Source organism: Pseudomonas sp. NPDC086581 (assembly GCF_044746165.1).
Taxonomy (GTDB): Bacteria; Pseudomonadota; Gammaproteobacteria; order Pseudomonadales; family Pseudomonadaceae; genus Pseudomonas.
On the sequence record NZ_JBIVBR010000003.1, the window covers coordinates 65571 to 91010 of the forward strand.

Here is a 25440-nt window from a genome sequence, read left to right on the forward strand (position 1 = left end):
GGGACTCTTGATCCTGTAGGAACATCCTCCGCGCGCCATCAACCTGCCGCCCCCACCGAATCCGCAGGTTCGCGAGCAAGCTCGCTCCTACGAAAAGCCGCCCAGGCGCGAGGGTGAGACTGTAGGAGCGAGCTTGCTCGCGAACAGTACTCGCCGGCGAACATCAGCAGGAGACGTCACAGCCAAGAAAGCAGAGACCCCGGCAGACCGGGGCCTCTGTCTTGCGGGGGAAACAGGCAGTGTCGGCTAGCCGCCCCTGAGCGCCTTGAGAATCTTCTGCCCGGCGCGCCCGTCCGCCGGCGTCATACCGCGCTTGTTCTGCTCCTGCTGGATCGCCTTGCGCGTCACGTCGCCGATCATTCCGTCGGGCTGACCGATGTCATAGCCGCGCTTGATCAGCAACTCCTGCAGTTCCTTGCGCTGAGCACGGCTTAGGCCCGGATCATCGGTCGGCCAGGGCGTGCGCAGGCCCGGCTCGCCGCGCAGGCGGTCGGACAGCAGGGCGATGGCCAGCGCGTAGCTTTCCGCCGCGTTGTAGGAGTAGATCGCGTCGTAATTGCGCAGCACCAGGAAGGCCGGCCCGTTGGCGCCGGCCGGCAGCAGGATCGCTGCCTTGGAGTCGATGCTCGGGATCGGCTTGCCATCGATACGCGTCACACCGCGGCTGGTCCAGTCAGACAGCGCGCGGCGCTTGGTGCGCCCGGCCTGCGAGGCATCGAAGCCGGCCGGCAGTTTCACCTCGTAGCCCCAGGGCTGCCCTTCGCGCCAGCCGGCCTTGCGCAGGTAATTGGCAGTGGACGCCAGGGCGTCGGCGGTGCTGCCCACCAGGTCGCGGTGGCCGTCGCCGTCGAAGTCCTCGGCGATGCGCGCGTAGGTCGAGGGCATGAATTGCGTCTGGCCGAAGGCGCCGGCCCAGGAACCGGTGATGCCGCTGTCGCGGATATCGCCCTGCTGCAGCAGCTTGAGGGTGGCGAAGAACTCGCCCTGGAAAAACGACTGGCGCCGCCCGTAGCAGGACAGCGTCGACAGCGACACCAGCAGCGGGCGCTTGCCGGTGATGCGGCCGAAATCGCTCTCCACGCCCCACACCGCAACCACAGTCGCCGGGTCGACCTGGTAACGCGCTGCGATCTTGCGCAGCAACTCGGCGTGCTCGGCCATGCGCGCCTTGCCGTCGGCGACGCGCTGGTCATCCACCAGACCGGCCAGGTAATCCCAGATCGGCGTGGTGAACTCGGGCTGGAAATCGAGCAGCGGCAGCACGCTCAAATCCGGCTGCAGGCCCTTGGTGAACTGCGCGAAGCTGGCGGCGCTGACGCCCTTGGCCTGGGCGGCGCCCTGCAGGCGGTTCAGGCAGGCGCCGAAATCGTCGCCCGGCGCGGCCTGCGCCAGTGCCGCCGGCAGCAGCAGGGACAAGGCCAGGCAAGCGCGACGCGCGATGGAAGAAGTCTTCATTGGTGTCGAATGCTCAGATCGGTGAAGGTGGCGCGCCCGCCCTCGCTGGCGGGCCCGCGATTGTCCTGCAGGTAGAGCCCTGCCTTGAAGTACAGGCCCTGGTAGGCCCATTTCGTATCCAGTTGCTGGCTGACCTGGCCGCCTTCGACCTGCACGCTCAGCACCCCGCTGCTGGACACGCCCAGGCGGTAGGTAAAGGTATCGCCCAGCGGAATGCCGTCATAGACGGTATAGGTGCGCGTGGTGATGTCGTCGGGCCGATCGCGAACCAGCGCCTGTACCCGCGCCTTGTCCAGGCGCAGCTGGTAGACCAGCTTGACCAGCGGCAGGGCCTCGGCGCTGCCGCTGCCGTTGCTGTGGATCTGCCCGATCACCATGCGCCGGCTGGAGGGCACGGCCTCCACGCGCAGGGTCGCGACCATCAGGTTCTCCGCCAGCGGATAGCGCCAGGTGACCAGGCGGCCATCGGGCTTGGTCTCGCGCAGTTCGGTACGGGGATATTCGCTGCCGCTGGTATGGGCGCCGTTCACCGGCACCCAGAACACCACGCCATCGGCGCTGCGGCGGAAGTACGGGCTCTCGTAGTTACGGCCGAGTTTCGCCGTGGAAATGGTCGCGGCCGGGCCGCGTTGGGGAATGGTCAGATTCCAGGTGCTCAGGTCCAACATCGGCCTATCGCTTCGCGGGTCAGGACATGGTCGCAAGGGTAGACGAGGCTGTCGGACTTTTCACTCATCCGGCTATCTGAATATCGACCGACAGGTGCGCCCTTGAGCGGCTGCGGGCACACCTCGCGGGCGTTTTTCCCATCACCGGCTATCTTCTTGGATTCCGCCATCCGACATCGCCACGGCCAACGCCACGGAGAACCATCATGCGCCTGCTCACCGCCCTGCTGCTGTTCGCCTTCGCGGCCAGCGCTTCAGCTGCGATCAAGACCCAGGAAATCCCCTACGAATCTACTGACGGCACGAAGATGATCGGCTACTTCGCCTACGACGACGCCAAGTCCGGCATCCGTCCCGGCGTCATCGTCGTCCACGAATTCTGGGGCCTGAACGACTACGCGAAAAGCCGCGCGCGGCAGCTCGCCGAACTGGGCTACAGCGCCCTGGCCATCGACATGTACGGCGAGGGCAAGCACACCGACCACCCCAACGATGCCAAAGCCTTCATGGCCGAGGCGCTGAAGAATGCCGACGCCGCCAGGGCGCGTTTCCAGGCCGGGCTGGAGCTGCTGAAGAAACAGCCGCAGACCGACCCGAGCAAGATCGCCGCCATCGGTTACTGCTTCGGCGGCAAGGTGGTGCTGGACATGGCCCGCGCCGGGCTGCCGCTGGCCGGCGTGGCCAGTTTCCACGGCGTGCTGGCGACCGAGACACCGGCGCAGCCGGGGCAGATCAAGACGAAGATCCTGGTCGAGCACGGCGGCGCAGACACCCTGGTGCCGGCCGAGAGCGTTGCGGCATTCAAGACCGAAATGGACAACGCCAAGGCCGACTACAAGCTGGTGATCCAGCCCGGCGCCAAGCACAGCTTCACCAGCCCGGACGCCGACAAGCACAAGGGCCACGGCCTGGATGTGGGCTACGACAAGACCGCCGACCAGAAGTCCTGGGCGGACCTGCAGGCGTTCTTCAAGGAAATCTTCGACGTAAAACCCGACGCGTAATAAAACGCGGGCAATAAAAAACGGGAGCCCATTCGGGCTCCCGCACTCAATCAAGTGTCAAAGGTCAGAGCCCGCCTTGACGGCACTCCAACAACAACCTCACCTGCGTCCCCTTGGGAACGCGGCGCGCAGTGTGACAAAGCTTGTCGGACGAGTCCGTACGCCTTTGGTGAAGGTTTGCAAACGAATGTAAGTGCCGCGTGACTGGTGAGCCACGTTCTGGCGCGGCAGAATATTCCCATGACCTCCCTCCCCGATTTCTGCACCCCGCTCGACGCCGATTGGCCCTTGCCCACGCCGCTGGCGGGCTGCCACTTGCGCAGTACCCGCTTCGACCGCCAGCGTTTGCAGGTTGACGACTTCTCCCTTAGCCGGGTCGAGGCGCCGGCCAACATCCAGCGCTCCGTCGCCAAGCGCCAGGCCGAATATTTGGCCGGGCGCATCTGTGCCCGCGCCGCCTTGCTGGCGGCAGGCTCGGCGGCCTGGGTGCCGGGCACGGACGATGAGCGCGCACCGATCTGGCCGGCGGGCTTCTGTGGCTCGATCACCCACGGCGACGGCTGGGCGGCGGCCATCGTCGCGCGAGACAGCCACTGGCGTGGGCTGGGCCTGGACGTGGAGACCCGCCTGGAAACCGCCCGCGCAGAACGGCTGGCCGGGGAAATCCTCACGCCGGATGAGCTGGCACGTCTGGATCCAAAGCAGGCGGCATTGCAGGTCACCCTCACCTTCTCCCTCAAGGAAAGCCTGTTCAAGGCGCTCTTCCCGCTGGTGCGCAAGCGCTTCTACTTCGAGCATGCCGAGCTGCTCAGCTGGTCCGCCGGAGGGCATGCGCGGCTGCGCCTGCTGACCGACCTGTCGGAGGAATGGCACCACGGCAAAGAGATCGCCGGGCAGTTCAGCCTGTTCGCTGATCGCCTGCTGAGCCTCGTCGCCATTCCCACGCTCGGCGACGACCGCCGAACCGGCTGACAGCCACGGAACGCGCCGCCCCTGCGCTTTCGTAGGGCGCATAACGCGCCAGCGTTATCCGCCGCCAACCGACGCATCGAGATCGCCGATGATTCGTTCGTGAGCAAGCTCGCTCCTACAGAGAGCGGCCCTGTCAGCCCAGCAACGCCACCGACTTGATCTGCGCCCACACCGCCTGGCCGGTGTGCAGGCCGAGCTGGTCGTGGGAGTAACGGGTGATCCGTGCCAGCAGCGGCGTGCCGGCCACGTCCAGCTTCACCAGCAGGTGCGCCGGGTTGTCCGTCGGCACCATCTCGACAACGGTCGCTGGCAGCACGTTGAGGATGCTGCTGTGGGCCGCCGGTTCCAGGCTCAGGCTGACGTCCCGTGCCTGCACCTTGATGCGCAGCGCCCTGCTCTTTTCCATCGGCGCGTGGGCTAGGCGGATGTGCTGCTCGCAGTGCGGCAGCGCCAGGGTCAGCAGGCCGTAGTCGGCGTTGTGCCCCAGCACCCGGCCGTCGATCACTACGCCAGCGTCTTCTAGGTGGGAGATGGGCAAGTCGGTGCGCGCCAGGGTTTCCACCACCGGGCCGCTGGCGATGGCCTTGCCCTGGTCCAGCAGCACCAGGTGATCGGCCAGTCGCGCGACTTCATCCGGCGAGTGGCTGACGTAGAGAATCGGGATATCCAGCTCGTCGTGCAGGCGCTCCAGGTACGGCAGGATTTCCGCCTTGCGCTTGAGGTCCAGCGCCGCCAGCGGCTCGTCCATCAGCAGCAGGCGGGGGCTGGTCAGCAACGCGCGGGCCATGCCGACACGCTGGCGTTCGCCGCCGGAGAGGTGACCCGGCATGCGCTCCAGCAGATGACCGATGCCCAGCAGCTCGGTGGCCTGGTCCAGCTCGACTCGGTGCTGGTCGCGCGGCACGCGCTTCATGCCGTAGATGAGGTTGCGCTTCACCGACAGGTGTTCGAACAGATTGGCGTCCTGGAACACATAGCCCAGTGCCCGTTTGTGCGGCGGCAGGAATACGCCCGTTGCGCTGTCCTGCCAGACCTCGCCGTTCACCACCAGCCGGCCGAGCGGCGCACGCTCCAGGCCCGCCACGCAGCGCAGGCAGGTGGTCTTGCCGGAGCCGGAATGGCCGAACAGTGCAGTCACACCCTTGCCTGGCAGTTGCAGGTCGACGTCCAGGCTGAAGCCCGAATAGGCGATCTGGAAGCGGGCCTCGATGGCACGCGCGGAAAGCTCTGGCGACATGCCCACCTCAGGTCCAGGCCGAGCGGCTGCGGCGGCTCGCATAGAGCACCAGCAGGACGAAGAAGGAGAAGATCACCATGCCGCCGGCCAGCCAGTGCGCCTGGGCGTACTCCATGGCCTCGACGTGATCGAATATCTGCACCGACACCACGCGGGTCTTGCCCGGGATGTTGCCACCGATCATCAGCACCACGCCGAACTCGCCCACCGTGTGAGCGAAGCCGAGGATGCTGGCAGTGATGAAGCCCGGCCGCGCCAGCGGCAGGACCACGGAGAAGAAGGTATCCAGGGGGCTAGCGCGCAAGGTCGCGGCGGCCTCCAGCGGTTTGTTGCCAATGGCCTCGAAGGCGTTCTGCAACGGCTGCACCACGAAGGGCAACGAATAGAACACCGAACCCACCACGAGCCCGGCAAAGGTGAACGGCAGGCGCCCCAGGCCCAGGCTCTCGGTGGCGTGACCGACGAAGCCATTAGGGCCCATGGTGATCAGCAGGTAGAAGCCGATCACCGTCGGCGGCAGCACCAACGGCAGCGCCACCACCGCTCCCAGCGGACCTTTCAGCCAGGAGCGGGTGCGCGACAGCCACCAGGCGATCGGCGTGCCGATCAGCAGGAGGATCAATGTGCTCAGGGCAGCCAGCTCGATGGTGAGCCGTATGGCCAGGAAATCCTCCTGCGTGAGGGGCATCGCGATTCCTTAAGGGCTTAGAGTTCGTAACCGTAGGACTTGATCACCGCAGCGGCCTTAGGCCCCTTCAGATACTCGACCAGCGCCTTGGCGGCGGCGCTGTCCTTGCCCTTGTTGAGGATCACGGCGTCCTGGCGGATCGGGTCATACAGCTCGGCCGGGACGATCCAGGCGGAACCGCTGGTCACCTTGCCATCCTTGTAGATCTGCGACAACGCCACGAAGCCCAGCTCCGCGTTGCCGGTGGAGACGAACTGGAAGGCCTGGGTGATGTTCTGGCCTTCGACGATCTTGCCGGCAACCTTGTCTTTCAAGCCGAGCTTGTCGATCACCTGGGTGGCGGCCAGGCCGTAAGGCGCGGCTTTCGGGTTGGCGATGGACAGGTGCTGGTACTCGTTCTTCTTCAGCACCTCGCCCCTGGCATCGACATAGCCCTCCTTCGCCGACCACAGCGCCAGGGTGCCCACGGCATAAGTGAAGCGCGAACCGGGGACGATTTCCTTCTCCGCTTCGAGCTTCTTCGGCGTGCTGTCGTCGGCGGCGAGGAAGACCTCGAACGGCGCGCCGTTCTTGATCTGGGTGTAGAACTGGCCGGTGGCGCCGTAAACGGCGACCAGCTTGTGGCCGGTGTCCTGCTCGAAGTCCTTGGCGATCGCCTGGATCGGCGCGGTGAAGTTGGCAGCGACGGCGACCTGCACTTCATCGGCCACGGCCGCGTGCAGGGTGAAGCAGGCAGCGACCAGCAGGGACAAGCTTGCGAGGCGGTGTTTCATCGTGAGCTCCAGTGAGTGTTGTTCTCAAGCGTCGACCCGGCCGATGAATCGCCTGTACGCTCGCTATAACCAAAATTACATAACGACCGAGGCGACTCTGCAATACCCCTCATGGGATAGCAATATCAGTGCGAGGAATCCGTACGGAGCAGGAGCGCCATGGGAGGGCGAATGCCTGGAAGCATTCTGCATTTCCTGACCAAAAGGTCAAATATCGTTATCAACCTTCAGCGCCTGGCGGCGTGGCCACATCAGCGTGAAGCACGCGCCACCCAGCACCTCGCTTTTGGCGATCTGTGCGCGGCCGCCGTGCCAGTGGATGATCCGCCGCACGATGGACAGCCCCAGCCCATGCCCGCCAGTGACCCGCGCGCGGCTGTCATCGGCTCGGAAGAACGGCTGGAACAGCCGGTGCCACTGCGATTGCGGCACGCCGGGGCCGTCGTCTTCCACGTCCACCTGGCAGCGGTCCACGCTCACCCGGTAACTGATCCGCACCCGCCCTTCGGCGTAGCGCAGCGCGTTGGTCATCAGGTTCTGCAGCGCGCGATGCAGGTAGCGCGGCTCGGCCTCGATCCAGCTGCCCTGGTCGAACGGCACCAGCGCACCCGCCTCACAGGTGACGGTGATTTCCCGACGCAGCGGGGCGATCTCCGACACCACCTGCTCCACCAGCGCGCCCAGCTCGATGCGCTGGTAGCTCAGCGCCGGCGAGCCCTGCTCCAGCCGCGCGTAGGTGAGCATCTCGTCCACCAGTTGGTCGAGGTCCTGGATGTCGCCATCCATGCCTTCCATGTACTTGCGCCGGGCCTTGTCGGTCTCCGCGGACTCGATCATCTCCAACCCGAAGCGCAGCCTCGCCACCGGCGTGCGCAGCTCGTGGGACACCGCGCGCACCAGTTCGCGCTGCACCGTCAGCAACAGGTGCAGCTGTTCGGCCATGTGGTTGAAGGCCCCGGCGAGGCGCCCCACCGAGTCCGCGCCGCGCACTTCCACGCGGGTATCCAGGCTGCCGCGGGCGATGCGCGTGGCGGCGGATTCGAGGCCGCGCAGGCGTTGCTCCAAGCCACTGATCAGTAGGTACAGCGTCAGGCCGATCAGCGTCAGCGCGACGACCACGATGATCGTCAGCAGCTGCGGCGGGTACGGGTTCATCTGGTAGATCGGCCCCAGCTCCAGCACCCAGGGAGTGTCGAGGATGCCCGAGAGCACGCGGATCGAATCGCCGCCCTTGCCCAGCGCCATCACCGTATCGCCCTCTTCCACGCGGCGGCTCTGGTCGTCATCCAGGTCCACCTCCTTCAAGCGCAGCAGGTGCACCTCGAAGCCGAAATGCTTGTCGCGGACGATACGCGCCAGGTGATAAGGCTGTTCGCTGGCCGGGTAGCGCTTGAGCTCGTCCATCAACAGGTAGATGGTGGCGCGCGCCAGCTGCTCACTGACCTGCTCCACCTCGCCGGTGAGGACCAGCCCTTCCGCTGCGCTCACCTGGGTCATCACCTTCACTTCATGGGGCGCATCGGCCTTCACCAGCACCTGGTCGTTCATCAGCCGCGCCCGGCTGCGCCCTTCCATGCCCAGCGCGTCCAGGCTGGTGAGCTTCAGCGGGATGCCCAGCAGGCGGCTCCACTGGCTCAGCGCACGCTTGCGGTCCACCTCGCTCATCGGCAGCAGTTCGTCCGCCATCAGGCGAAAGGTGCCGCGCGCCAGGTCTTCGCGGTAGCGCTCGCCGCGCACATCGTTGACCAGGTGAAGCGTCAGCACCGCCAGCGCGGCCACTGCCACCAGGGTCAGCAGCATGCCGCCGTAGATGCGCAGGAAGATGGATTTCATGGCTGGGACTCTGCCGCCGGCGCGAGCAACCCGTAGTTGTCCAGGCTGAGGAACGCACCGTCCTTCACCTCGCACTCGCGGCGCCGGCCTTCCAGCGTGAACCCCTGGCGCAGCAGCAGGCGGCCGCTGGCAAGGTTCTCCGTTTCCACCTCGGCCTCGATGCGGTGCACGTTCATTTCTCGGAAGGCGTGGCGGAAGATCAGCGGCAGGCATTCGCTCATCACACCCTGCCCCCAGTGCTCAGGCAGCAACCAGTAGCCCAGCTCCAGGCGGCGATGTTCCTGCTGCCAGTTGTTGAAGCCGCAGCCGCCGAGGATGTCCTCGGCGGCGTCCGGCCGGCAGATTGCCCACCAGATGCCGCTGCTTTCCTTATAGATGCGCTCGAACCATTCCATCTGCTCGCGGGTGGCTTCCAGCGTCGCGTAGGAGACGCCGTAGTAGCGGATCACCTCGGGATGCGACAGCGCGCGGAACACCGCCGGCTGGTCAGCATCGGTGAAAGCCCGCAGGCGGAAGCGTTCGCCGTGCAGCTCAGGGAACGGTGGCACGGCGCTCACGGCTCAGAGTTCCCCGACGAACAGGTAGCCCTTGCTGCGCACCGTCTTGATCAGGCGCGGGTGCATCGGGTCGTCGCCGATCTTCGGACGGATGCGCGAGATGCGAACGTCGATGGAGCGGTCCTGGCCGTCGTACTCGATGCCGCGCAGGGAATTGAAGATTTCCTCTCGGGAGAGAATGCGTCCAGCGTTGGCCGCCAGCAGCCAGAGCAAGTCGAACTCGGCGCTGGTCAGCTCGATGGTCTGCTCGTCCAACCAGGCCTCGCGCATGGCGTTGTCGATCACCAGCTTGCCGAAGGTCAGGCGCTTGCCGCTCACCGCCGGCGCAGCTTCGGCCGGCTCACTGCGGCGCAGCAGGGCGCGGATCCGCGCCAGCAGCACGCGCGGGCGCACCGGTTTGCACACGTAGTCGTCGGCGCCCATCTCCAGGCCCTGCACCTGGTCCATGTCGTCGGTGCGCGCGGTGAGCATCAGGATCGGCCCGTCGTAGTCCGGACGCAGGCGCTTGCAGATGGACAGCCCATCCTCACCCGGCAGCATCAGGTCGAGCACCACCAGGTCCGGCCGCTCGGCCAGTACACGCTCCACCGCCTTGCCGCCATGGGACTCGATGGACACCGCCAGGCCGTTGCTCTCCAGGTAATCCTGGGTCAACTCGGCCAGTCGCTGGTCGTCCTCGACGATGAGAATGCGCGCTTCTTGTTCCACCTTGCCTCCTGATGCGCCATGAGCGAGCACGGGCCCCTTACTATAGAGAGCCCGCAAAAGCGGCCGGCATTGTAGCCAGATTGCCAGCGCTGCCGCACGCAAACGGCGTAAACAGGCATTGCGCGAAAAGGTCAAGGGATGCTGCCCCAGAAACACTACATATTGTGGTAGTGTTCCTCTCCGCGCAGCGCCTCCCACGCGTGTGAAAAATCTGTCGCCGACCACGACGAACGGTGAAAGGCAGACAGCATCAGGGATAGCGCGAGTTACCCCGCTTCACACACATTCCATGCACATTTTATCCACAGCTTTTCCCCGCCTCCCCGCCTTGCAAACACCCCCATAGCGCATTATCTTGTATCCCCGTTGCGGTATACCCCTACATCTTGGGGTTGCAGCAGCGAACCGGACACAAGAAGAAAGTCGAAATCCCGAGCCTGTTCCACGGCTCCTCCGGTTCCACCACAACGTATTCCAGACGTACTGATGTGCCAGGCGGTCCCGCCCGCAAGGAGCGATTCATGTCGATGGAAATGCGGTACGGGTGTTGCAACGTAACGTTCAACACCACTAGGTATTGTGGTCCCGGCCCGTAAAGCCGGCACCCGAGTTGGGCCAGGGAGGCGCTTCGGGTCATTCCCCCTGTTCCAGAAGAATTCCCGCTTGCGGCTGCATCCGCGAGCTACCGCTCTTTTTGCTCTTTATTTCGCAACGGCGCCCCGGCGTCAGCAACACACCAAATTACGAGAACGTGGAGACAACCACCCATGCAAATCGACACCACTCGCGAGAACCCGCAGGCCAACGCGCCGCAGGCCGCCGAATCCGCTCAGGATCTGGCTGCCACCGCGCCCGGCCAGCTGCGCGTGATCAAGCGCAACGGCACCGTAGTTCCCTACACCGATGACAAGATCACCGTAGCCATCACCAAGGCGTTCCTCGCCGTGGAAGGCGGCACCGCCGCCGCCTCGTCGCGCATCCATGAGACCGTGCGCCGCCTGACCGAACAGGTCACCGCGACCTTCAAGCGCCGCATGCCCTCCGGTGGCACCATCCACATCGAAGAGATCCAGGACCAGGTCGAACTGTCCCTGATGCGCGCCGGCGAGCAGAAAGTCGCCCGCGACTACGTGATCTACCGCGAAGCCCGTGCCAACGAGCGCAAGACCGCCGGCGTCGCCAGCGACATCGCCCAGCCGCACCCGAGCATCCGCATCACCAAGGCCGACGGCAGCACCCAGCCGCTGGACATGGGCCGCCTGCAAACCATCATCCGCGAAGCCTGCGAAGGCCTGGCCGAAGTCGATGGCGCCCTGATCGAACGCGAAACCCTGAAGAACCTGTACGACGGCGTCGCCGAGAAGGACGTCAACACCGCCCTGGTGATGACTGCCCGTACCCTGGTCGAGCGCGAGCCGAACTACTCCTACGTCACCGCCCGCCTGCTGATGGACACCCTGCGCGCCGAAGCCCTGGGCTTCCTGGGCGTCGCCGAGAGCGCCACTCACCACGAGATGGCCGACCTCTACGCACCGGCCCTGGTTGCCTATGTAGAGAAAGGCTCCGAGTTCGAGCTGATCGACAGCAAACTCAAGGGCTACGACCTGGCCAAACTGGGCGCCGCGATCAACCACGAGCGCGACCAGCAGTTCACCTACCTCGGCCTGCAGACCCTGTACGACCGCTACTTCATCCACAAGGACGGCATCCGCTTCGAACTGCCGCAGGTCTTCTTCATGCGCGTGGCCATGGGCCTGGCCATCGAAGAGAAGGACCGTGAAGCTCGCGCGATCGAGTTCTACAACCTGCTCTCCTCGTTCGACTACATGTCGTCGACCCCGACCCTGTTCAACGCCGGCACCCTGCGTCCGCAGCTCTCCAGCTGCTACCTGACCACCGTTCCGGACGACCTGTCGGGCATCTACAACGCCATCCACGACAACGCCATGCTGTCCAAATTCGCAGGCGGCCTGGGCAACGACTGGACTCCGGTCCGCGCGCTGGGCTCCTACATCAAGGGCACCAACGGCAAGTCCCAGGGCGTGGTTCCGTTCCTCAAAGTGGTGAACGACACCGCCGTCGCCGTCAACCAGGGTGGCAAGCGCAAGGGCGCCGTCTGCGCCTACCTGGAAACCTGGCACCTGGACATCGAGGAATTCCTCGAGCTGCGCAAGAACACCGGTGACGACCGTCGCCGCACCCACGACATGAACACCGCGAACTGGATTCCGGACCTGTTCATGAAGCGCGTCTTCGACGACGGTAAGTGGACCCTGTTCTCCCCGTCGGAAGTTCCGGACCTGCACGATCTGACCGGCAAGGCCTTCGAAGAGCGCTACGAGTATTACGAAGCCCTGACCGAGTACAACAAGATCAAGGTGTTCAAGGTCGTCCAGGCCAAAGACCTGTGGCGCAAGATGCTCTCCATGCTCTTCGAGACCGGCCACCCGTGGCTGACCTTCAAGGACCCGTGCAACCTGCGCAGCCCGCAGCAGCACGTGGGCGTGGTCCACAGCTCGAACCTGTGCACCGAGATCACCCTGAACACCAACAAGGACGAGATCGCGGTCTGCAACCTGGGCTCGATCAACCTGGTCAACCACATCGTCGACGGCAAGCTGGACACCGCCAAGCTCGAGAAGACCGTGAAGACCGCCGTGCGCATGCTCGATAACGTTATCGACATCAACTACTACTCGGTCCCGCAGGCTCGCAACTCGAACCTCAAGCACCGCCCGGTAGGCCTGGGCATCATGGGCTTCCAGGACGCGCTGTACCTGCAGCACATCGCCTACGGTTCGGACGCTGCCGTCGAGTTCGCCGACAAGTCCATGGAAGCGGTGAGCTACTTCGCCATCCAGGCTTCCTGTGACCTGGCCGACGAGCGTGGCGCCTACGAGACCTTCGAAGGCTCCCTGTGGTCCAAGGGCATCCTGCCGCTGGACTCCCAGCAGATCCTCATCGAAGCCCGTGGCCAGAAGTACATCGACGTCGACCTGACCGAATCCCTCGACTGGGCTCCGGTACGTGCCCGCGTACAGAAAGGCATCCGTAACTCGAACATCATGGCCATCGCGCCGACCGCGACCATCGCCAACATCACCGGCGTATCGCAGTCCATCGAGCCGACCTACCAGAACCTGTACGTGAAATCGAACCTCTCCGGTGAATTCACCGTGATCAACCCCTACCTGGTTCGCGACCTGAAAGTGCGCGGCCTGTGGGATCCGGTCATGGTCAACGACCTGAAGTACTACGACGGCTCCGTGCAGCAGATCGAGCGCATCCCGCAAGACCTGAAGGACCTGTACGCCACCGCCTTCGAAGTCGAGACCAAGTGGATCGTCGACGCCGCCAGCCGCCGCCAGAAGTGGATCGACCAGGCCCAGTCGCTGAACCTCTACATCGCCGGCGCCTCGGGCAAGAAGCTGGACGTGACCTACCGCATGGCCTGGTTCCGTGGTCTGAAAACCACCTACTACCTCCGTGCCCTGGCCGCTACCAGCACCGAGAAGTCCACCATCAACACCGGCAAGCTCAACGCCGTGTCGGCCGGTGGCAACGATGGCCTGCAAGCCGCAGCCGCCGAGCCGCAACCGGCTCCAGTGCCCCAGGCTTGCTCCATCGACAATCCGGACTGCGAAGCCTGCCAGTAAGGTGAGCGCGCAGCGAAAGCGGCGCTAACACCGAAACAGCAGACCGCACGGACTGTCCCCTCTCCCCTTGGGAGAGGGCTAGGGTGAGGGGCTCTTAAGGCCCCGCTCCCGCAGAACAACAGCCTCCTCCGCCCGCGATGATTCGCCAGCGGAAGACGCACAAGCTCTTAGCGTGCACACCACGCCATCAGACATCAGGCCGCCACAGAGCAGCCCACAGAACCAGGAGAGGAAGCCCATGCTGAGCTGGGACGAATTCGACAAAGAAGACGCCACCGAAGCCAAGGCCGCCCCGGCCGTCGCCCAGGCCGCCGCGCAGAACGCTGACAAACTCGACGCCGACGCCGCCGGCTCCGTCGAAGAAGCGCGCGCCGTATCCGCCGACGACTCCGACGCCGTCGCCCGCGCCAAGCAGGCCCTCGACGCCCTGGACATCCAGGAAGGCCTGGACGATCTCGAAGGCTCTGCCGCCCGCGTACAAGTCGGCGACAAGCAGATGATCAACGCCCGCGCCGACCTCAACCAGCTCGTACCCTTCAAGTACGACTGGGCCTGGCAGAAGTATCTGGATGGTTGCGCCAACCACTGGATGCCCCAGGAAGTGAACATGAACGCCGACATTGCCCTGTGGAAGAGCAAGGACGGCCTCAGCGAAGACGAGCGCCGAATCGTCATGCGCAACCTCGGCTTCTTCTCCACCGCCGACTCCCTGGTCGCTAACAACCTGGTGCTGGCCGTCTACCGCCTGATCACCAACCCCGAATGCCGCCAGTACATCCTGCGCCAGGCCTTCGAGGAAGCGATCCACACCCACGCCTACCAGTACTGCATCGAGTCGCTGGGCATGGACGAGGGCGAAATCTTCAACATGTACCACGAGATCCCGAGCGTCGCGAAGAAAGCGTCCTGGGGCCTGAAGTACACCCGCTCGATCTCCGATCCGAAGTTCGAAACCGGAACGCCTGAGACCGACCGCCAGTTCCTGCGCAACCTGATCGCCTACTACTGCGTTCTGGAAGGCATCTTCTTCTACTGCGGCTTCACCCAGATCCTCTCCATGGGCCGCCGCAACAAGATGACCGGCACCGCCGAGCAGTTCCAGTACATCCTGCGCGACGAATCCATGCACCTGAACTTCGGCATCGACGTGATCAACCAGATCAAGATCGAAAACCCGCACCTGTGGGATGCCCAGATGAAGGACGAGGCCACCCAGATGATCCTCCAGGGCACCCAGCTGGAGATCGAATACGCTCGCGACACCATGCCGCGTGGCGTACTGGGCATGAACGCCGCGATGATGGAGGACTACCTCAAGTTCATCGCCAACCGCCGCCTGACCCAGATCGGCCTCAAAGAGGAATACCCGGGCACCAGCAACCCGTTCCCGTGGATGAGCGAAATCATGGACTTGAAGAAAGAGAAGAACTTCTTCGAGACCCGCGTGATCGAGTACCAGACCGGCGGCGCGCTGAGCTGGGACTGACGGAAGTAGTAGCACCACCGCAAGTCAAGACCATTAGAAACGCTGTAACCCGAAATGGAATGTTGGGGCAGTGATTAGAAAGCGAAGAGCCCCGCCTAGTGCGGGGCTTTTTGTTATCTTTAATATGAAACGAAAATACGGCACCCAGCTCTAGACTCACCGAATTTTAACACCCACAATCAAGACAAGCGCGCAAAGTCCAGAATAATTTAGCGAGAAACAAAATGGATAGAGATGCACTAATAACTGTTGCGGAAGATTTGGAATATCTTTCCCAATGGGGTCCAGAAATATCTAACGCAGAGATACGTAGAGGTTCGGCGGTCCTTAGAAGATTATTAGTGGAAAACGCATACGGTAACGCCTGGAGAGCTATAGGCGAACCAGCTCAACCTACCGCAATTGCAGTCGATCTCTCGGCATTATTAGGAAACGACAAGGACAAAGTAATTTACGCACTGGCAGGAGGGGCAAATTTTCGGGGAATCTACTCCGCATGTTCAATTCTAAACAAAGGCTCCACCCCTGTAGGAAATAATCCACCCCCTCCTATTCGTGAAAACGGATATCCTTTCGACAGAAAATTTACCATAACCGAATTACTCTCATCCTTATCCGGAGTAGTAGACGGGAAGGAGTTCAATAGAAGAGAAGTTATAAAATATATAGCCAACATAAAGGGAGGAGTGCATTTAACTACAAAAGAGCGAAAGACCGAAGAAAAACTAATTTCTCGACTAGGGAAAATAGAGAAAAAAATACTACACCACAACACAGATGGGCTTCTCGTCGAATTAGTTGCAATAGCACAGGCCATTGGAAATTCCGAAGACGCAAAAAATCTTATAAAGCGCATCCTATCTATACAAGAAAATTGAGCTCATCCAAAGTTCTGCCCTACGCAGAGGCTGAAATTCCTGTAGGGCGAATAACGCCCCGCGTTATCCGCCGAATCCCCAAGGTACCCTCCAGACTCCAACCGAGCTCGGAGGGACCCAATGCCAAACTACCGACGCGCCTGGGTGCGGGGTGGCACCTACTTCTTCACGGTTACGCTACGTGACCGCCGCTCCAGTCTCCTGACCCAGGAAATCAATCTGCTGCGCCGCGTCATCGCCCAGACCAGACGCAACCACCCTTTCCAGATCGATGCCTGGGTCGTGCCGCCCGAACACATGCACTGCCTGTGGACGCTGCCACCGGGCGACGCCGATTTCGCCACACGCTGGAAGGTCATCAAATCCGGTTTCGCGCGGCGCATTCCCCATGGCGAGCCGCGGAGCATCGAGCAACAGATGCGCGGCCAGCGCGGCATCTGGCAGCCGCGTTATTGGGAACATCTGATCCGTGATGAAACGGACTACCAGCGGCACTTCGACTAGATCCACATCAACCCGGTGAAACATGGGTGGGTGACGGCGGTGAGGGATTGGCCGTACTCCACCTTTCGCCGGGCGGTTGCCGAGGGCATTTACACCGAAGACTGGGCGGGGGATGTGTCGCTGGATGTGCGGGCGGCGGAGGTACGCCATGTCTGAAGAGGTCCTGTCCCCACCGAATTCATCCGCCACAAGCGCCTGCTACGCGCAGTGCTGCTGGAGGGCCAGTGCTGGTTCTGCGCCCACGACCTGAGCCGGCTGATCGGCGCTCCGTGGTTGGCCGAACGCGTGGAGCGCAACCTGAACGACGACCAATTCCGCCGCGCCCGGGTGGGCGATGGCAGCGGCGATTACGTCAATGAACTACTCATCAGCGAGTCCGCGGTGTATGCGGCGCTGATCCTGTATTTCCACCCGGAGAGCCGCAGCATCCGTCAATGGTTGTCCCTGCATGTGATTCCGGCGTTGCGGGACCCCCATCGGGTGGATTCCGGCAAGCCGAGACGCGAGGTCCTGCGAGGGACAACGACGTTGCCGGTATTCAAGTGGCAGGGCGTGACCTGGGTGCCATACCAGAGTTGGCCCGAGCTGAGCCTCGGGCCGAAGAGCATGACGCAGGATGGTGTGGAGCGGAGCAATACCCATCGCTCTGCCCTTCCCCTCCGGTGCTCGGTATTCCCCTGTCGGAGCACCATGCAAACTCGCAACGCCAAAAACCGGAGCCCCCAAAGGAGGCTCCGGTTTTCATTTCAGCAACCGCTTACTTGCCAGCAGCAAACGCGTTGTAGCTGGTCATCAGGTTCCGGTAATCCGGAATGTGGTTCGAGCACAGCGCCGCCAGCCCTTCGATATCGTTGCGCCAGTCGCGGTGCAGTTCACAGGCCACGCCGAACCAGGTCATCAACTGCGCCCCGGCCGCTTCCATCCGGCGCCAGGCGGCGTCGCGGGTCATCTCGTTAAAGGTGCCGGACGCATCCGCCACCACGAACACATCGAAGCCTTCCGCCAGGGCCGCCAGCGCCGGGAATGCCACGCAAACCTCGGTCACTACGCCAGCGATGATCAGTTGCTTCTTGCCGGTGGCCTTCACTGCCTTCACGAAGTCTTCGTTGTCCCAGGCGTTGATCTGGCCGGGACGGGCGATGTACGGCGCGTCCGGGAACTGTGCCTTCAGCTCGGGAACCAGCGGGCCGTTGGGGCCGGTTTCGAAGCTGGTGGTGAGGATGGTCGGCAGGTTGAAGAATTTGGCCAGGTCACCCAGCGCCAGCACGTTGTTCTTGAACTTGTCCGGATCAATGTCGCGGACCAGCGAGAGCAGACCAGCCTGGTGGTCGACCAGCAGTACGGCGGCGTTGTCTTTGTCCAGGCGGTTGTAGGTGGCGTTGGTCATGGTGAAATCCTCGATTTGCTTTCAGTGGGTGCCGGCTGGGCCGGAAGGTTTGGACTCGTTTGCAGTGCGTCACTGCATGGAACAAAGATTAAATTCGACACCCTTGATCCACCAGATGGCAAAATTCACTTCTAGCGTTCCATTTTCAGAACGATAGCAACAAGACACCCCGCAAACCCACGGCTCCTAGGGGCTGCGCCGCTGAGCAAACGCCGACGATCACTCCAAGCACCGCCCCAGAGCCCCCGATTTCACGTCCTTCAGAAATCAGCCTACCAACGATCACCCAGGCCTTTACAAGAAATACTGTATTTACATACAGTATTTCCATCCACCCCGAACCGGAGGCCTCCCATGCACGCCGCAACCTACAACCAGCTGTCCGCCCGCGTGAACGCCCTGCTGGCAGACCCGACCACCCTGAAGAACCTCGGCATCACCCTGCGCCGCGAACCCAGCGACGACTCCGCCGCCTGGAGCCAACTGGTCACCGACCTGCGCCAGGCCCCGAACCTGACCCTGCTGCCCTTGCAGGACGGTGCTATCCGTTTGGCGTGGCATAGCTGGCTGGATTGAATGGGGATCACGCAGCAGGCCACGTCCGACGTGCACTCCGTCGGCTGCCAAAGCGCAACGCCACTACGCTTCTACGCTCACCTCTAAGGGTATTGCAGTGGAGCGACGCGTGATGAATCTCGACGACGATTTCAACCTCAGTGATTTCAACTTCGATGACCTGAACAGTGACGAACTCAGCCTGGTTCCCATGGAACCCGCCGCTGTGCCTATTGCGGCGATGCCGGCCAAGCCCAAGGCCAAGTTCCAGATCGACACCCGCCACAACGAGCGCCGTTGCAGCGCCGATCGACGACAAACCATTCGCTTCGAAGAGGACCGCCGCAAGGGCGACCGTCGCGGCAGCAGCGTCAGCGATCCCTGGGCGAAGACAGTCGACTTCTGAACGTCGGCAGCGCCAGATGATTTGCCGGGGCTCGGGCTGAGCTGCTAGAAAGCGGTATCGCATTCAGATTTCCGATACTGCCATGAGCGACAGTGATAAACCGAATACCCGCCTCTTCGACCTCGACCTGCTCCGCGCTATCGTCACGGTGGCTGATTGCGGCAGTTTCACCACGGCCGCCACACGTCTGCATTCGACCCAATCTACCGTCAGCCAGAAGATCCGCCGGCTGGAGGAGATGGCCGGGCGTCGCCTGCTCGAGCGCGGCAACCGCGATGTGCTGCCCACCGATGCCGGCGACACGCTGCTGGGCTACGCCCGGCGTCTGCTGGCATTGAATGATGAGATGGTCGAGGCGCTTTCCGGCGCCACCGTGGCGCTGACGGTGCGCATCGGTGTGCCGGACGACTTCGCCACCGGGCGCACTACCGAGCAACTGGCTGCGTTCAACCGCCGCTATCCGCAGGTGAAGCTGGAAGTCACCAGCGGGCTGAGCCGTGATCTGTCCGCCAGCTATGACCGCGGCGAGCTGGACCTGGTGCTGCTCAAGCAGCGGCAGAACGCCCGCGAGGCGGTGGCCTGCTGGCCGGAGAAGACGCGCTGGGTGGACAGCGCGAAGAATGCCTGCATCGAGCTGGACCCGCTCCCCATCGTCACTTTCCCGCCGCGCGGGGTGTACCGCGACGAGATGATCGCCGCGCTGGAATCCATTGGTCGGCGCTGGCACATCAGTTTCACCAGTTCGAGCCTCTCCGGCATCCAGTCGGCCATCGCCGATGGCATGGGCATCGGCCTGCTGCCACAGCGCGCGGTAACGGCGGAGCACGCCGTGCTGCCGAAGAATATCGGGCTACCCTCGGTGGACGTGTTCGAGGTGGCGATGCTGCACCGGCCGGCGGTGGACCCGATGGTAAAGGAACTGGCGCGGGTGCTGTCGCGGGTTCTGGCGCAGGACACAAAGGGCTGAGCCGCATTCAAAAATCGAATACAGCGGATTCCAACATTTAATTTGTGCATGAACACGCCGCTGGATATCGTGGTTTCCAGCGACGGCCAGCGCACCGACAGCGCGCCGCTCTGCACCAATTGCTCACCACGGCGCCGCACGCGCCGGGCAGCAAGACAACAATGAGGAATTACCCCATGGCCAAATCCACTTATTACGCGCCGCACGGCGGGCACCCGGCACAGACCGAGCTGCTAACCGACCGCGCCATGTTCACCGAAGCCTATGCCGTGATCCCCAAGGGCGTGATGCGTGACATCGTCACCAGCCACCTGCCCTTCTGGGACAACATGCGCATGTGGGTCATCGCCCGCCCGCTGTCGGGCTTCGCCGAGACTTTCTCGCAGTACATCGTCGAGCTCGCGCCCCAGGGCGGCAGCGACAAGCCCGAGCAGGACATCAATGCCGAGGCGGTGCTGTTCATCGTCGAAGGCGAGTTGACCCTGACCCTGCAGGGCGAAGTGCACAAGATGCAGCCGGGCGGCTACGCGTTCATTCCGCCGGGCGCCGACTACAAGGTGCGCAACACCAGCGGCCAGCACACCCGCTTCCACTGGATCCGCAAGCACTACCAGAAAGTCGACGGCGTACCGCTGCCCGAAGCCTTCGTCACCAACGAGCAGGACATCGAGCCGAAGGTGATGCCGGACACCGAAGGCCGCTGGAGCACCACCCGCTTCGTCGATATGGCCGACATGCGCCACGACATGCACGTGAACATCGTGAACTTCGAGCCGGGCGGCGTGATTCCGTTCGCCGAGACCCACGTGATGGAGCACGGCCTGTACGTGCTGGAAGGCAAGGCGGTGTACCGCCTGAACCAGGACTGGGTCGAAGTGGAAGCCGGCGACTTCATGTGGCTGCGCGCGTTCTGCCCGCAAGCCTGCTACTCCGGTGGACCCGGTCGCTTCCGCTACCTGCTGTACAAGGATGTGAACCGTCACATGCGCCTGACCCTGAACCAGCCGCACTGAGTGGCAGGTCAGCCGGGAACTGACTCCGGTTCCCGCAGCTACACACGAAAGACCGGCGCCCAGGCGCCGGTTTTTCTTTTGCGCGTAGCCCGTGCCGTGACCGACCTCGCGTGGCAAGCGTGCTCCAGTCTGCTAAAACATCTGGCTGGAAAACGTTTGGCAGTCGCCGAGGAAACAGGTACATGGAAGTCCGGTTCTTGCCGCAGACCGAGTTCGACAACGTCCATTTCTACCGCGCCGTCACGCTGCTGATCCTCCTGGCGATGGCCGCCTTCACGCTGATCAAGATGTTCAGCGGCGTCGTCCCCCTGTTCTCCACCCTGCCCTTCAGTCTGCTGCTCCTCGGCGGGCGCTTCGCCGTGGAATGGCGGCGAGTGTCGCAGGCGGAACCGGCCTTCATCGACAAGGGTGAGCTGGTGCTGTGCAGCAACGAAAGTCACCGGCAGATCGCGCTGGAGAAGATCAGCTCGGTGCGCAGCCGCCACAGCCTGTTCATGGTGCGGCGCTATCGCTCCTGGTCGGAGCACCTGGCATTCGTGGAATTCACCCTGGACAGCGGCGAGCGCGTCTCCACCCTCGCCGAGAGTCGGGTGTTCGAACTGCCGGCCGCATCGGGCACGCTGGCGGCGATCGAGGCCGCTATCCTCGCCGCGAAGGTAAAGCGCCAGGGCGCTGAGACGAGCGCCGCCAGCAGCAGCCGATGAAGGCTCAGGGCGAGCCGAACATCGCCGTCCAGTAGATGCCCGCGTCGCTCTTCGGGTCCGCCGCGTAGGCCGCACCCAGTTCGCTGTACTGCGGGTTCATCAGGTTGGCGCAATGGCCGGGGCTGGCCAGCCAGCTGTCCACCACCTTCTGTGCGTTGCCCTGGCCGGCGGCGATGTTCTCGCCGATGCGCTGGCCGGCGTAGCCGTCCAGTTCCGCGCGGTCGCCCGGCGTGCTGCCGTCGCGGCCCTTGTGGTCGAAATAGTTGTTGTTGGCCATGTCGCGGCTGTGGGCTTCGGCGGTGCCGCCCAAGGTCGCGTTCCAGCTCAGCGCACCGGCCGGGCCGAATGTCTGCCCGCCGCATTGACGTCCCTTGCTCCGCGCAGCGTTGATCGCCTGCAACAGTTGCTGGCCTTCGGCTTCCCAGGTGCCCAGCTTGCCCTGTAGCAGTGGGCGACCGAGGAGCACACGCCAGTCATCACCCTCACGGACGATGCCGACATCGACGAACTGCGGGTCCAACAACACCTGGCAGAAGCTCTCCTGCAGCGCCTTCATGGCGGCGGTCACGTCGCGAGGGCCGGTGAGGCTGAGCATGCGCACGCTGCTCATCGGGTAGCCGGCCTGGTTCAGCGCTGACTTCCACTCCCCCGCCGAAGCCGGCAGCGCCAGGCGCGGGTCCGGCGACAGCGGCGGCAGCACCTGGGAGGCCTGGCCGCCGCAGGACTGCACGTCGCCGCGGTAGGCGTTGATGGCTTCGAGCAGTTGATCCTGGTCGGCCGCACCGGCATTGGCGGCGGCCAGCAGGCCGAGCGACAGCGGCAGGCCGCGCAGGAGGAACGACGGGCTGGGCATAGACGGCTCCGAAGGTCGAAAAGGGCTCAATGATGCGTGATTTCTCGACGTTTGGCTGCGCCTGCGACGCTCCGGTTCCGTTTCCGGCCGAGGGAAATTCCGGCCTTCGCTCAGCGCGGCTGCATCACCTCGACTTCCTGGATGTCGAAATCGCGGCGCAGGTATTCCATGCGCCGTTCGTGGAACTCGCGCATGTGCGGCAGCGAGGAGTGGATGGCCAGGTGCTCGCGGCTCTGCCAGACCTCGAAGAAGGTAAACAGGGTCGGGTCGCCGGCATCGCGCAACATGTGGTACTGGATGCAGCCCTCTTCGGCGCGGCTGGGGGTGAGATAGGTACGGAACAGATCCTCGAAAGCCTGGGACTTTTCCGGAAGGGTGTGGGCCTGGAGGATGAAGGCGTACATCGGATGGGCTCCTGGGAGGTGAAAAGATTGCCCAATCCTGACGCAAATCAATCAGCCGCATTATTGATTCTCACGCACGGATCATTTGTCCGAAAACGGGTTTTTCCGCCGTGCTGCGCTGGATATTCTGCCGCCATCCAATTTCTCACTTCAGGGCCCACACCATGAAAAAGATCCTGCTGATCAATGGCGGCAAACAGTTCGCCCACTCCGATGGCCGTTACAACGCGACCCTGCATGAAGCCGCCATCGCGCATCTGGACCACGCCGGTTTCGACGTGAAGGAAACCTTCATCGACGGCGGCTACGACATCCAGGAAGAAGTGCAGAAGATGCTCTGGGCCGACATCATCGTGTACCAGATGCCCGGCTGGTGGATGGGCGCGCCCTGGACCGTCAAGCAGTACATCGACGAGGTTTTCACCGCCGGCCACGGCAGCCTCTACGCCAATGACGGCCGCACGCGCTCCGATGCCTCGCAGAAGTACGGCAGCGGCGGCCTGCTGCAGGGCAAGCAGTACATGATCTCGGCCACCTGGAACGCGCCGCAGCAGGCCTTCGACGATCCGACCGATTTCTTCGAGGGCAAGGGTGTGGACGCGGTGTACTTCCCCTTCCACAAGGCCAACCAGTTCCTGGGCATGAGCCCGCTGCCGACCTTCCTCTGCGTGGATGTGATGAAGCGCCCGAACATCGCGAATGATGTCGTGCGCTATCAGCAGCACCTGAGTGAAGTGCTGGGCGGCAAGGCCTGATATTCCGAAGTGCGGGCGCCGGGCTTAACCTGTAGGAACGCAGTACCGCTTGGCTAACGGCATTGGGTTCGAGCCTGGAATCGGCTAGGCTTCGCCCTTTCCTACTGCCTGTTCAGGAGTTTTCCCATGGCCCGTGCATCCGCCCGTCACATCCTGGTTTCCAGCGAAGCCAAGTGCAATGAACTCAAAGCTTCCATCGAAGGCGGCGCCGACTTCGCCCAGGTGGCGCGCGACAACTCTACCTGCCCGTCCGGCCGCAGCGGCGGCGACCTGGGCACCTTCCGCCCGGGCCAGATGGTTCGCGAGTTCGACCAGGTGGTGTTCAGCGCCCCGCTGAACGTCGTCCAGGGTCCGGTGAAGACCCAGTTCGGCTACCACCTGGTGGAAGTGACCAGCCGCGAGGACTGATCCGCTTCGCCCGCGCCGCGCCCTTTTCCGGGGGCGGCGCCTGCTCTGCTTTGCGCTCCAGATCCCCGCGTCACACCGGCCCGCCCCGCGCCACCAGCATCACACCCAGCCCTATCAGGATCGACCCGCACACACGCGGCATCAGCCGTTGTCCGCGTCCCTTGCCCAGTGCGCCCAGCAACAGGGAGGCGAACAGCACAGCGAGCACGTCGGCGGTGGAAAACACCAGGTTGACGATCATCCCGAGGATGAAGAACTGCAGGCCCACCGGCAGGCTCGCGGTCGGGTCGACGAACTGCGGCAGGAAGGTCAGGAAGAACAGTGCCGTCTTGGGGTTGAGCACCTCGACGATGATGCTGTCGCGTAGCACTTTCGGCCGCGCCTCGCCCAGCTCTTCAGCATCCCCACCCGGTCGGCGTCGGCCGAAGATCATCGTGCCGCCCAGCCAGATCAGGTAGGCCGCGCCGGCCAGCTTTAGCGAGAGGTACAGATTCGGCGCGTGGTGCAGCAATGCGGCTAGGCCGGCACTGGCAGCGAAGATATGGGCGTAGCAACCCAAGTGAATGCCCAGCGCGGCGTGCAGGCCGGCGCGGCGGCCGTGGGCGAGGGTCTGCGAGGTCATGTAGAGAATGGCCGGGCCCGGCATGCAGGCGAAGGCCAGCGTCGCCACGGCGAACGAGGCCCAGTAGGCAGGCAGTGTCATGATGTGATCCTTCCCTGATCGGGTATCGGCCGGCGCTCATCGAGGCGGCGTCTGGTCCGTGTCGGGAAAGGTTAGGGAGCGCGGGCCGCCAGGCACATACGGCAGTTGCCGTATTTTTTATGCCGGTGCGCGGCGCTAGTCTCTGTCCAACGGCTCACTGACAGGACGCGCGACATGCGCACGCAGGCATGGCACAAGCTCGACTCAGGCGCTGGGCACGCCCAGGCGCACGGCGTACGCCGCCAGCTCCGCAGTGCTGTGCAGGTCGAGCTTGCGCATGAGGTTCTCGCGGTGCTTGCGCACAGTCAGCGGGCTGATGCTGAAATGCTCGGCGATCTCCCGCGCGCTGCGACCCTGGGCCGCCAGTGTGAGGATCTGCCGTTCACGGCGGGTAAGGTCCACGGCCGAGAGCAGGTCAGCATCTCCCTGCGGGCGTACGTGCGGGCTTTCCAGCATGAAGCGCAGGCTGCGCGCGAGGTAGAGTTGGCCGCTGCGCAGAGCCTCGATGGCTTCGAGCAGCTCGCCGGTATCATCGCTTTTGCTCAGGTAACCGTGTACGCCGGCATCGAGTACCGAACGCACGGTAGCCGTTTCTGTATTGGCGGTGAGTACCAGCACCTTCAGCCGAGGGCGGCGCTGGCGCAGTTCCTGGATGAACTGCAGCCGGTTGAGGCCGGGCATGTTGAGGTCGAGCAGGAGCAGGTCCGCGCCTTGTTCTTCCAGCAGGGCATGCAGGCGCATGCCATCCCCCGCCTCGCCCACCACCTGGATACCGTCCTGGGTCGAAAGCAACAGGTGCAACCCGTCCCGTACGATGCCGTGATCATCGGCGATGACCACCCGAAATTCGCGCTTCCCATCCATTT

At 63.6% G+C, this 25440-nt stretch carries 25 protein-coding genes and 1 pseudogene; 13 read left to right on the forward strand and 13 right to left on the reverse strand.

Annotated elements, in window-relative coordinates:
- Positions 1-246: 246 nt before the first annotated feature.
- Complete coding sequence (locus ACIPK7_RS07780) at positions 247-1455, reverse strand: lytic murein transglycosylase (RefSeq protein ID WP_401086991.1); 1209 nt, start codon at positions 1453-1455, stop codon at positions 247-249.
- Entirely contained in the window at positions 1452-2123 is a 672-nt protein-coding gene (locus ACIPK7_RS07785; RefSeq protein WP_401086993.1) for a polysaccharide lyase family 7 protein, read from the reverse strand. Before ACIPK7_RS07785 ends, ACIPK7_RS07780 begins: the two co-directional genes overlap by 4 nt.
- A 206-nt stretch (positions 2124-2329) precedes the next feature.
- Here ACIPK7_RS07785 and ACIPK7_RS07790 point away from each other — a divergent pair, with 206 nt between their 5' ends.
- Both ACIPK7_RS07790 and ACIPK7_RS07795 read left to right on the forward strand, forming a co-directional pair.
- Positions 2330-3127, forward strand: a complete 798-nt coding sequence (locus ACIPK7_RS07790) for a dienelactone hydrolase family protein (protein ID WP_192432048.1) — start codon at positions 2330-2332, stop codon at positions 3125-3127.
- Between the two features lie 240 nt (positions 3128-3367).
- Positions 3368-4099: a 4'-phosphopantetheinyl transferase gene (locus tag ACIPK7_RS07795; RefSeq protein WP_401086995.1), complete on the forward strand. Its 732-nt coding sequence runs from the start codon at positions 3368-3370 to the stop codon at positions 4097-4099.
- Between the two features lie 133 nt (positions 4100-4232).
- Here the strand turns inward: ACIPK7_RS07795 and modC are convergent, their stop codons facing one another.
- The 6 genes from modC to ACIPK7_RS07825 form a co-directional block, all read right to left on the reverse strand.
- Positions 4233-5336 (reverse strand): molybdenum ABC transporter ATP-binding protein, encoded by a 1104-nt coding sequence (gene modC, locus ACIPK7_RS07800; RefSeq protein ID WP_401086997.1) that lies wholly within the window; start codon positions 5334-5336, stop codon positions 4233-4235.
- Positions 5337-5343: 7 nt separating this feature from the next.
- Positions 5344-6030 carry a molybdate ABC transporter permease subunit gene (modB, locus tag ACIPK7_RS07805; protein WP_401087390.1) on the reverse strand — a complete coding sequence of 229 codons (687 nt, stop codon included), beginning with the start codon at positions 6028-6030 and terminating at the stop codon, positions 5344-5346.
- An 11-nt stretch (positions 6031-6041) separates the two neighbouring features.
- A complete protein-coding gene (gene modA / locus ACIPK7_RS07810; RefSeq protein WP_401086999.1) occupies positions 6042-6797 on the reverse strand; it encodes a molybdate ABC transporter substrate-binding protein in 756 nt (251 codons plus the stop codon).
- A gap of 207 nt (positions 6798-7004) precedes the next feature.
- Complete coding sequence (locus tag ACIPK7_RS07815; protein ID WP_401087000.1) at positions 7005-8630, reverse strand: ATP-binding protein; 1626 nt, start codon at positions 8628-8630, stop codon at positions 7005-7007.
- Complete coding sequence (locus ACIPK7_RS07820) at positions 8627-9187, reverse strand: GNAT family N-acetyltransferase (RefSeq protein WP_401087002.1); 561 nt, start codon at positions 9185-9187, stop codon at positions 8627-8629. The genes ACIPK7_RS07815 and ACIPK7_RS07820 overlap by 4 nt, the downstream gene beginning before the upstream one ends.
- A gap of 3 nt (positions 9188-9190) precedes the next feature.
- Positions 9191-9895, reverse strand: coding sequence for a response regulator (locus ACIPK7_RS07825; RefSeq protein WP_192432039.1), 705 nt, complete (start codon positions 9893-9895; stop codon positions 9191-9193).
- 767 nt (positions 9896-10662) lie between these two features.
- Here ACIPK7_RS07825 and ACIPK7_RS07830 point away from each other — a divergent pair.
- The 4 genes and pseudogenes from ACIPK7_RS07830 (at position 10663) to ACIPK7_RS07845 (ending at position 16575) form a co-directional block, all read left to right on the forward strand.
- Positions 10663-13551: a ribonucleoside-diphosphate reductase subunit alpha gene (locus tag ACIPK7_RS07830; protein ID WP_401087004.1), complete on the forward strand. Its 2889-nt coding sequence runs from the start codon at positions 10663-10665 to the stop codon at positions 13549-13551.
- A 238-nt stretch (positions 13552-13789) separates the two neighbouring features.
- Positions 13790-15037 carry a ribonucleotide-diphosphate reductase subunit beta gene (locus tag ACIPK7_RS07835; RefSeq protein WP_081518061.1) on the forward strand — a complete coding sequence of 416 codons (1248 nt, stop codon included), beginning with the start codon at positions 13790-13792 and terminating at the stop codon, positions 15035-15037.
- A 224-nt stretch (positions 15038-15261) separates the two neighbouring features.
- Positions 15262-15915 (forward strand): hypothetical protein, encoded by a 654-nt coding sequence (locus tag ACIPK7_RS07840; RefSeq protein WP_401087006.1) that lies wholly within the window; start codon positions 15262-15264, stop codon positions 15913-15915.
- A 120-nt stretch (positions 15916-16035) separates the two neighbouring features.
- Positions 16036-16575: pseudogene (locus tag ACIPK7_RS07845) on the forward strand (REP-associated tyrosine transposase).
- Positions 16576-17176: 601 nt separating this feature from the next.
- Here the strand turns inward: ACIPK7_RS07845 and ycaC are convergent.
- Positions 17177-17806 (reverse strand): isochorismate family cysteine hydrolase YcaC, encoded by a 630-nt coding sequence (ycaC, locus tag ACIPK7_RS07850; RefSeq protein WP_401087008.1) that lies wholly within the window; start codon positions 17804-17806, stop codon positions 17177-17179.
- A gap of 354 nt (positions 17807-18160) precedes the next feature.
- Here ycaC and ACIPK7_RS07855 point away from each other — a divergent pair, with 354 nt between their 5' ends.
- The 5 genes from ACIPK7_RS07855 (at position 18161) to ACIPK7_RS07875 (ending at position 21451) form a co-directional block, all read left to right on the forward strand.
- Complete coding sequence (locus tag ACIPK7_RS07855; protein ID WP_024763117.1) at positions 18161-18382, forward strand: DUF1654 domain-containing protein; 222 nt, start codon at positions 18161-18163, stop codon at positions 18380-18382.
- A 112-nt stretch (positions 18383-18494) separates the two neighbouring features.
- On the forward strand, positions 18495-18767 hold the full coding sequence (locus ACIPK7_RS07860; protein WP_192432034.1) for a hypothetical protein: 273 nt from the start codon (positions 18495-18497) through the stop codon (positions 18765-18767).
- An 82-nt stretch (positions 18768-18849) separates the two neighbouring features.
- Positions 18850-19734 (forward strand): LysR family transcriptional regulator, encoded by an 885-nt coding sequence (locus ACIPK7_RS07865; protein WP_401087010.1) that lies wholly within the window; start codon positions 18850-18852, stop codon positions 19732-19734.
- A gap of 176 nt (positions 19735-19910) precedes the next feature.
- Positions 19911-20747: a bifunctional allantoicase/(S)-ureidoglycine aminohydrolase gene (locus ACIPK7_RS07870; RefSeq protein ID WP_192432032.1), complete on the forward strand. Its 837-nt coding sequence runs from the start codon at positions 19911-19913 to the stop codon at positions 20745-20747.
- A gap of 182 nt (positions 20748-20929) precedes the next feature.
- Positions 20930-21451: a hypothetical protein gene (locus ACIPK7_RS07875; protein ID WP_401087013.1), complete on the forward strand. Its 522-nt coding sequence runs from the start codon at positions 20930-20932 to the stop codon at positions 21449-21451.
- Positions 21452-21455: 4 nt separating this feature from the next.
- Here the strand turns inward: ACIPK7_RS07875 and ACIPK7_RS07880 are convergent, their stop codons facing one another.
- On the reverse strand, positions 21456-22304 hold the full coding sequence (locus ACIPK7_RS07880) for a CAP domain-containing protein (protein WP_401087015.1): 849 nt from the start codon (positions 22302-22304) through the stop codon (positions 21456-21458).
- Positions 22305-22414: 110 nt separating this feature from the next.
- Complete coding sequence (locus ACIPK7_RS07885; RefSeq protein WP_192432030.1) at positions 22415-22708, reverse strand: putative quinol monooxygenase; 294 nt, start codon at positions 22706-22708, stop codon at positions 22415-22417.
- 164 nt (positions 22709-22872) lie between these two features.
- Between ACIPK7_RS07885 and ACIPK7_RS07890 the strand changes: the two genes are divergently transcribed.
- Both ACIPK7_RS07890 and ACIPK7_RS07895 read left to right on the forward strand, forming a co-directional pair.
- Entirely contained in the window at positions 22873-23463 is a 591-nt protein-coding gene (locus tag ACIPK7_RS07890; protein WP_192432029.1) for an NAD(P)H-dependent oxidoreductase, read from the forward strand.
- Between the two features lie 126 nt (positions 23464-23589).
- A complete protein-coding gene (locus tag ACIPK7_RS07895) occupies positions 23590-23871 on the forward strand; it encodes a peptidylprolyl isomerase (RefSeq protein WP_138522421.1) in 282 nt (93 codons plus the stop codon).
- A 70-nt stretch (positions 23872-23941) separates the two neighbouring features.
- On the opposite strand, the gene ACIPK7_RS07900 is transcribed toward ACIPK7_RS07895, so the two are convergent.
- The gene (locus tag ACIPK7_RS07900; RefSeq protein ID WP_401087017.1) at positions 23942-24574 is read right to left on the reverse strand and encodes a LysE family translocator; all 633 of its coding nucleotides are present in this window, start codon (positions 24572-24574) and stop codon (positions 23942-23944) included.
- Positions 24575-24778: 204 nt separating this feature from the next.
- A complete protein-coding gene (locus ACIPK7_RS07905) occupies positions 24779-25438 on the reverse strand; it encodes a response regulator transcription factor (protein WP_192432026.1) in 660 nt (219 codons plus the stop codon).
- Positions 25439-25440 lie beyond the last annotated feature (2 nt).

Coding starts and splice junctions, on each gene's coding strand:
- ACIPK7_RS07860 (WP_192432034.1), top strand. CDS start 18,495: ATGAATCTCGACGACGATTTCAACCTCAGTGATTTCAACTTCGATGAC.
- ACIPK7_RS07900 (WP_401087017.1), bottom strand. CDS start 24,574: ATGACACTGCCTGCCTACTGGGCCTCGTTCGCCGTGGCGACGCTGGCC.
- ACIPK7_RS07835 (WP_081518061.1), top strand. CDS start 13,790: ATGCTGAGCTGGGACGAATTCGACAAAGAAGACGCCACCGAAGCCAAG.
- ACIPK7_RS07880 (WP_401087015.1), bottom strand. CDS start 22,304: ATGCCCAGCCCGTCGTTCCTCCTGCGCGGCCTGCCGCTGTCGCTCGGC.
- ACIPK7_RS07895 (WP_138522421.1), top strand. CDS start 23,590: ATGGCCCGTGCATCCGCCCGTCACATCCTGGTTTCCAGCGAAGCCAAG.
- modA (WP_401086999.1), bottom strand. CDS start 6,797: ATGAAACACCGCCTCGCAAGCTTGTCCCTGCTGGTCGCTGCCTGCTTC.
- ACIPK7_RS07855 (WP_024763117.1), top strand. CDS start 18,161: ATGCACGCCGCAACCTACAACCAGCTGTCCGCCCGCGTGAACGCCCTG.
- ACIPK7_RS07815 (WP_401087000.1), bottom strand. CDS start 8,630: ATGAAATCCATCTTCCTGCGCATCTACGGCGGCATGCTGCTGACCCTG.
- ACIPK7_RS07795 (WP_401086995.1), top strand. CDS start 3,368: ATGACCTCCCTCCCCGATTTCTGCACCCCGCTCGACGCCGATTGGCCC.
- ACIPK7_RS07870 (WP_192432032.1), top strand. CDS start 19,911: ATGGCCAAATCCACTTATTACGCGCCGCACGGCGGGCACCCGGCACAG.
- ACIPK7_RS07885 (WP_192432030.1), bottom strand. CDS start 22,708: ATGTACGCCTTCATCCTCCAGGCCCACACCCTTCCGGAAAAGTCCCAG.
- ACIPK7_RS07840 (WP_401087006.1), top strand. CDS start 15,262: ATGGATAGAGATGCACTAATAACTGTTGCGGAAGATTTGGAATATCTT.
- modC (WP_401086997.1), bottom strand. CDS start 5,336: ATGTCGCCAGAGCTTTCCGCGCGTGCCATCGAGGCCCGCTTCCAGATC.
- ACIPK7_RS07865 (WP_401087010.1), top strand. CDS start 18,850: ATGAGCGACAGTGATAAACCGAATACCCGCCTCTTCGACCTCGACCTG.
- ACIPK7_RS07905 (WP_192432026.1), bottom strand. CDS start 25,438: ATGGATGGGAAGCGCGAATTTCGGGTGGTCATCGCCGATGATCACGGC.
- ACIPK7_RS07790 (WP_192432048.1), top strand. CDS start 2,330: ATGCGCCTGCTCACCGCCCTGCTGCTGTTCGCCTTCGCGGCCAGCGCT.
- ycaC (WP_401087008.1), bottom strand. CDS start 17,806: ATGACCAACGCCACCTACAACCGCCTGGACAAAGACAACGCCGCCGTA.
- ACIPK7_RS07875 (WP_401087013.1), top strand. CDS start 20,930: ATGGAAGTCCGGTTCTTGCCGCAGACCGAGTTCGACAACGTCCATTTC.
- ACIPK7_RS07890 (WP_192432029.1), top strand. CDS start 22,873: ATGAAAAAGATCCTGCTGATCAATGGCGGCAAACAGTTCGCCCACTCC.
- ACIPK7_RS07780 (WP_401086991.1), bottom strand. CDS start 1,455: ATGAAGACTTCTTCCATCGCGCGTCGCGCTTGCCTGGCCTTGTCCCTG.
- ACIPK7_RS07830 (WP_401087004.1), top strand. CDS start 10,663: ATGCAAATCGACACCACTCGCGAGAACCCGCAGGCCAACGCGCCGCAG.
- ACIPK7_RS07785 (WP_401086993.1), bottom strand. CDS start 2,123: ATGTTGGACCTGAGCACCTGGAATCTGACCATTCCCCAACGCGGCCCG.